Here is a 6,718-nt window from a genome sequence, read left to right on the forward strand (position 1 = left end):
AGCGGTCAATTGGCAGCAGGGCAGGATTTAGTCTTCAGCGTGACGGGCAATGTGACCAACAACAAAACGGGCTTAATCTATGTGAAGGGCAATGGTGCTTTACAAGTTGATGGGGCTTTGTTGAATGGTTTTGGCGCCATAATGGCAGAGGGTGATTTATCTTTCACCAATGCGGCTGGCAGCGGAAAAAGCCTTTCGCTTGTTAACAAAGCGGGCTTTATTCAAGCAGGTGGAAATTTAAATATCCAAACCAACACTCTAAAAAACGAAGCCGATAGCACGCCCGTCATCACGGAAAAAACGGAATATAGCGATATTTCTTTCCAAAGACCAAAGGATTCTGATCAACTCAGTGATGGGATGTTATATCATGATGCGAAAGTTGGTCTTTGGGGACAAGGGCACGAACATCAAGATGATAACGGAATTTGGAAAGGACACTTATACATTTACTTAGATAATCCACTTTGGAATAGTAAAGAAGAAACCTATGGCACCGCAATTTCAAGCGATGGAACAGTCTATAAGGCATTTACTTGGAAATATATTGACGAAAGAAACTCTGTAGAACAGTATCGATGGAATGGTTCTCGGCAGAAGGGCGGATGGTTTGGGTCAATAAACGAAAATTGGTCACACATGACAGAAAAGACTGTCACGCAAGGGTTTTCTCATAAACCAACTGTTTCGGGGGTAATACAATCTAGTGGCAATCTCATCATTAACGCTGATACCATTGACAACCATTATAGCATTATGAGAGCAGAGGGAAATGCTGATATCCACGCCAAGACGCTGACCAATTTAGGTGCAACGGCTTATAAAAAAACCTATATGGGGTGTAATGCCAATACGCAGGATGGTTATTGTTATGGCTATAAAGCTGATGGAAGCCGCGATGTTTCTTTAGATATAGCCAATGGCAAGGATCGCCATACTGGTTCAAAAGTTCTTGATACCGCTCCTGGTCTTGTCCAAGCGGGTGGCACTTTAAATCTGGTGGTCGATCAACTCAATAACACGGCAGCGGAAGGTTCGATTACAGGGGATGCGCATTTTGAAGCACAAGCAGTTGGGGGCAATCCACTGGAGTCCTTAAGTGGTTTGCCTGGAGCTGGCGCTCTCTTTACACCAAAAGTGGATCTCAATAATGCAGGAGAACTTTCTGAGGGGCTCCCTTTACCAAAACCCCAATCGGGTGGGGTTGGGGGCACGCTGCCCAACCAGAATTTCATTTATGAAACGCGGGCAGAATTCCTTGATGTTGGCAAGTTTTATGGCTCAGCCTATTATTTGAACAGAATAGGTTACAATCCTGATCGGGAGATTTTTTTCTTAGGCGATGCTTATTTCGAAAAGCAGCTGATTGAAAAACAAATGCGTGATCTTGTTGGTCAAGGGTTGGGCAAAGGTTCCTTTATTCCTGGAAGTGATGCCATTGAACAAGTCAAAACTTTGCTGGATGGTGGGGCAGACTATGCAAAAGCCCACAATCTCCCCTTTGGTGAGGCTTTGAGTGAAGAACAATTGGCGTCCCTAGAAGCCCCGATGGTGATTTATGTGCGCCAACAGGTCAAGGGCATGGATGTTTATGCACCGGTGCTTTACATCCCCGAAAAAGACAGAGCCTCCTTTGTTTCTGCTGGGGCTTTGATCATGGGCGATGATGTGAATATCACCAGCCAAAATACGAGCAATTCAACGATTATCAATTCAGGGCGGATTGCGGCAAATCACCAATTGCATGTGCATGGCGGGGATATCCTCAGTCAAGGAGGGCATTTTGCGGCGGGTGGGGATGCTGTTATCCTTGCGGAGAAGAATATTCGTTTGGATGCAGGGCGCACAACGGTTGACGGCGTGGAGACCGTTTTAAACACCGAGGCGCTTTCTGCTGGGGGTAATGCAACGGTGATTGCTAAACAAGATATCACCGCCTCAGGGGTGGGGATCACTACCGGAGGTGATCTTGCCATGGCTACAGAAGAAGGCAACTTGACGATCGGTTCAGCAGAAACCCATTACCATGATGAACAGGGTGATGCCACCATGCATCATAAATCTGTGTTAAACTCTGGAGGCTCGACGACACTTCTCTCTGGAAATAATTTGAATATTCTAGGCTCTGATGTTCAAGCAACGGATAATCTTTCCTTACAGGCAAAAGAAAACGTTTCAATTGATGCCACACGCAACAGTACCAATAGCCATCGCGGGGATCGAACTTCTCATGTTGCCGTGCACAATGGCTCTCATTTAAGTTCTGGAAAAGATACCACTGTCATCTCAGGTCAAGATATCCATATTGCTGCTTCCGATATCGATGCGAAGGGCAATGTTGGACTTGGCGCCCAAGGGGAGATAACAATAGGGGTGAGAAACGATGAGATGGAATATCATCTTCGCGCCAAAAACACGAAAGTAGATATGCAAGCCTCTCATGCGGTTGGCTCTTCGATAAAATCGGGAGGTGATACCACGGTCATTGCAGGGCAGGATGGCAAGCCGCATGATCTTAGCATCACAGGTAGTTCCATTGCGGCTGAGGGCAAGGTAGGGCTGAAAGCCAGCAACGATGTCCTGATCAATAATGCAGAGGATAGCTTACACTATGAGATGTCGTATCATAAAGACGGTGGAGCATTTAGTAGCAGCAAATCCGTTCATAACAAGGTGGATGCTACCCAAGTTTCCGGTTCACTCATATCTGGGGGTGAAGGCGTTGCCATTGAATCTGGAAACAACACGGAAGTTTTAGCCTCGACGCTCATAGCCGGTAAGGCAGGGGAAACGTCAGAAGAGAAAGCACTGGGAGATCAAAAACAAGCGGATATTACCATTCACTCTGGGGGAAAGATTGTCATAAAAGGCGCCCAAGAACAGTTGGATCAGCAAGCACAATCGTCTTCAAGTGGCTTTTTGCATGAGGAATCTTCCGATACATCTCAATCGCATACCACAACGGTCTCCTCTATCCTTGGGGCAACGGGCAACATCGTGTTAGACGCACAAGGAGAAGCCAAGATTTCTGCTTCTCATCTGCTTTCCGGTCAAGATATCAATGTGAGCGGAGAAAGTGTGACGATTGATGGCATGACAGATCATCATAAGAGCCATTCAGAGGAGCATGAAACGGGTTTTGGTGTGGGATCAGGCAAGGGCTTTGTGTCGATATACGGGAGTGAGGGAAAGACAGAAAATGAAGAGAGTTTTGAACATCAAGGTTCTTCTCTCAATGCGGATGGCAATATCAACATCACTGCCAAGAAAAAAGATGTGACAATTGTTGGCTCTGATCTTGCAGGGGAAAATGTTAATCTTACCGCAGCTCGTGATGTCAATGTGCTTGTTGGTCATAATAGCCATTCCTCAAGCTCAAAGGAAGAACGCTCAGGTTTTGGGTTTCAGTTTGAAAAGAGCAACAGCGGTGCTTCTGTAGGTGTTGGAATTGCAAGCGCCAAAGATACGGGCGATCAATGGGAAAATACTTCCACACAATCACACATCACGGCACGCCAAGATGTGCAGATTACTGCTGACAATGATGTAAATATGCAAGCAGCCATTGTTACGGCGGATCGTGATGTCAACATTGACGCTGGCAATAATATTACCCTATCAGAAAGCTATGATACCTCTAACGGCAAAGAGACACATGAAAAGTCTTTTGCTGGTGTGACAGCCTCTGCTGATATCGGTGTCCTTGGCACGGTACAAGGACTAAAAGATTCAGCGGACCGTATGAACAATAAGGATGGTAACAATACAGTTATTAATGGCATATTGACCGGCATGAAAATCAATCACCTCTTTAACAAAGGCAAGAATTTTGTTGATTGGCTGACTGGCAATACGGGGGAAAAGGGGAACACAACCAAAGGACTGAGTAGCCCATTAGGAGGGATGGGGGGCTCCACCAAGGATGCTCTTGCCAATATGGCTGGCGCATCTGGCAGTGTAACCGTGGGCTTTAAAACTGAGAAGGCGGAGGCATCTGTTCAGACATCTACCGCAGTGACAGATAGCATAGAAGGCAGACGCGCTGTTAACATGCATGCCCACAAAGGCAGCATTCATGGTGTTGGCGCTGATATTATCGCTGGTACCAATCCAATCTATGTGCTGGAAAATGATGCACAGAGCGGGAACATCACCATGGAAGCAGGTGAAGATATCACCTTTGAAAGTGCGCAAAATACGCAAAGCACACAAAACAGCAGTGAAAGTGCTTCAATGAGTGTTGGCACCGGTTATGGCACGGGTGGCGCAGGGGCAACGGGCAGTGCTTCTTTTAGTCAAGGGGAAGGTTCCAGTGAGGAAGTTCAACACAAAAACAGCCATATTATAGGCACTGGCACAGTTCATACCACGAGTGGGGCAAACACCACATTGGCAGGCGCCGTGGTTTCTGGAGAGCGTGTAGAAATAGAGGTTGGTGGTGATTTTGCCATTACCAGCCGCAGTGATACGGGACAAACTTCCAGCAAGCAAGACTCTGTTTCTGTTGGGTTTGGTGCTGGACAAACGGGTGGTGGGGGCTCCATGAGCGCCTCTTTCCAAAAGGATAAATCCTCCAGCGATTATCATAGTGTTGTGGAGCAATCAGGCATCAAAGCGGGTGATGGCGGCTTTAATATCATTGTTAAAGACAAAACGACCCTAACCGGAGGCATCATTGCCAGCACCGCGCCGGCGGACAAAAACAGCCTGACCACAGGAAGCATTAGCACCAGTGATATCAGCAACAGTGCCCATGCTAAAGCCAGCAGCCATGGGTTTAGCATTTCTGGGAATGACACGATAAAGAACATTGCCAAGAATGTTTTAAATCACGGCAAAGCCAAGGATGGAGCAGAAGGGGAAACCAAATCTGCTATCAGTGATGGGACTATCATCCTTACTGATACAACTGGACAGAGGGCGATGGGGCAAGATGCTGGACAAATCATTGGCTCTCTCAACCGCAACACCGCAGCAGCCCACCAAGCCGTTGCACCGGTGGACGCCACATCGCTTGAGGGGATCGTTCATAATCGCGTAGATATGATCAATGATTTATCGGATGAAGGATTGGGATACCTTGATAAAATTTATAAAATCACAAATGTCAAAGAGCACCCAGTAGGTGAGGTTGCGCATGATGAAAATGGCAATGTCCTCTATTTAACCGATGAAAATGGAAAACCTATAAAAGGCAGTGATGGAAAATATATCACTCTGTATCACTTTTTAAAGCCAGAGGAAGAAAAGCATTTACAAAAAGGCCCTAATGGTGCTGTTTATATGTTCTACAATGGCATTTTTAATTCACCAGATGATGCTGCGGGTAATGCTGTCCAATTGGCTGTTAATAAAAATGGTCCCCTTTATTTTACATACTTTCCCCAAGCTGACGATGTGCTGGTAGAATTAGGGGTAGCATTTTATCAAAAGTTTTTTGAAGGGGGCTCTTGGGGGTTGACCAATTCAACCAAAAAGTTCCAAGATTTTATCTATCGTTATGGCAATGACAATGCTATTGTTAGTGGGCATAGCCGGGGTACCTTAACAATACGCAATGGAGCAAATGACTTGCAAGAACATGGTATCCACAGTGTAGCCAAGAAAACAGACTTCTATCTTGTTGGAGCGGCTGCTCACATGCAATCGATGGCCAATACAGTAGATTATCTAAGCGATGGCGAAAAAAATTATATCTACATACAAGGTCATATGTTAGACCCCATTAGTACAGTGATTGGTTACAATTGGCCTACGGCTTATGGGGTACGTTCCAAACCATATGATTCATTACATCCGTTAATTCTACCCCTCAGAGAGATGGGGGGAGCGATCATCGGCTATAATCCTAGTACCCATAATTGTTATGCTGATGCAAGTGCTAAGTGTAAAAATGATTACGGTTCATTTGATTTTATAAAATTTTATTCCACGAGAACAGGGAACAAAAAATGAAAATACGATTTAACTTATTGAGCCTGCTCATTCTATTAAGTATTACTGGATGTGATATGGACAAATCTCCTCCAGGGGAAGTATATGGGTGGATCAAGCCAGGAGCAGACTTTACCGAGGTAGGAAAAGCCTTATTAGAATGTGGCATGCCACATCTTAATTATCTTGAGGCTGAAAATCAAAAGCTCAGCAATAATGATAATGCAACAATTTATGCTTGTATGATTCAAGCAGGATTCCGTGACAGATATGGCGGTCCATCTTGGTGTGTGAATCATTGGAGGGAAAACCTTCCGATTTGTCGACCAGGCGCGGTCATTCCGAAACGAAGTGTTGAAAAGCGCTTAAACAGCCCTTTTTGTAAAAAATATAAAAATGCGGATGAATGCCAACCTTAAGTTTTGCTGTTTGTGACGATCAACAATCCCCACACTCACGTTTTTACATGCCTGTGCGGGATTGTTTCCTCACGCACATTATTTAACGGATGAAGAACAACAGAATTTACAAAAAGGTTCTGATGGCAAGGTTCATGTTTTTCTCAATGGTATTTTTACAACATCAGATGATGCAGCCCATAATGCGGTTCAGTTGGCTGATAACAAGAATGATCCACACTATTTTCTGATGTTCCCTCATAGCGATTCGTTCTTGGTAGATTTGTTCATTGCAGGGTATCAGTGTGCTCTAGAAGGTAAGTTGGGTGCTCTGACCAATTCGACGAAGAAGTACCAGAATCTGTTGTATAGCCTTGGCAATATAG

General features: G+C 45.1%; 2 protein-coding genes and 1 pseudogene. All 3 read left to right on the top strand.

Features of this window, described 5'->3' with window-relative positions; all coding sequences use genetic code 11:
• A partial coding sequence (locus tag ACFIJK_RS08585; RefSeq protein WP_375627503.1) for a hemagglutinin repeat-containing protein occupies positions 1-5,955 on the top strand: 5,955 nt, incomplete at its 5' end.
• The gene (locus ACFIJK_RS08590; protein WP_375627504.1) at positions 5,952-6,353 is read left to right on the top strand and encodes a hypothetical protein; all 402 of its coding nucleotides are present in this window, start codon (positions 5,952-5,954) and stop codon (positions 6,351-6,353) included. The genes ACFIJK_RS08585 and ACFIJK_RS08590, both read left to right, overlap by 4 nt.
• 61 nt (positions 6,354-6,414) lie before the next feature.
• Positions 6,415-6,718 (top strand): annotated as a pseudogene (locus tag ACFIJK_RS08595) (filamentous hemagglutinin); the annotation flags it as partial.

Origin of the sequence: Bartonella sp. PS17NMGDW, assembly GCF_042193555.1 — a bacterium.
Lineage (GTDB): Bacteria > Pseudomonadota > Alphaproteobacteria > Rhizobiales > Rhizobiaceae > Bartonella > Bartonella grahamii.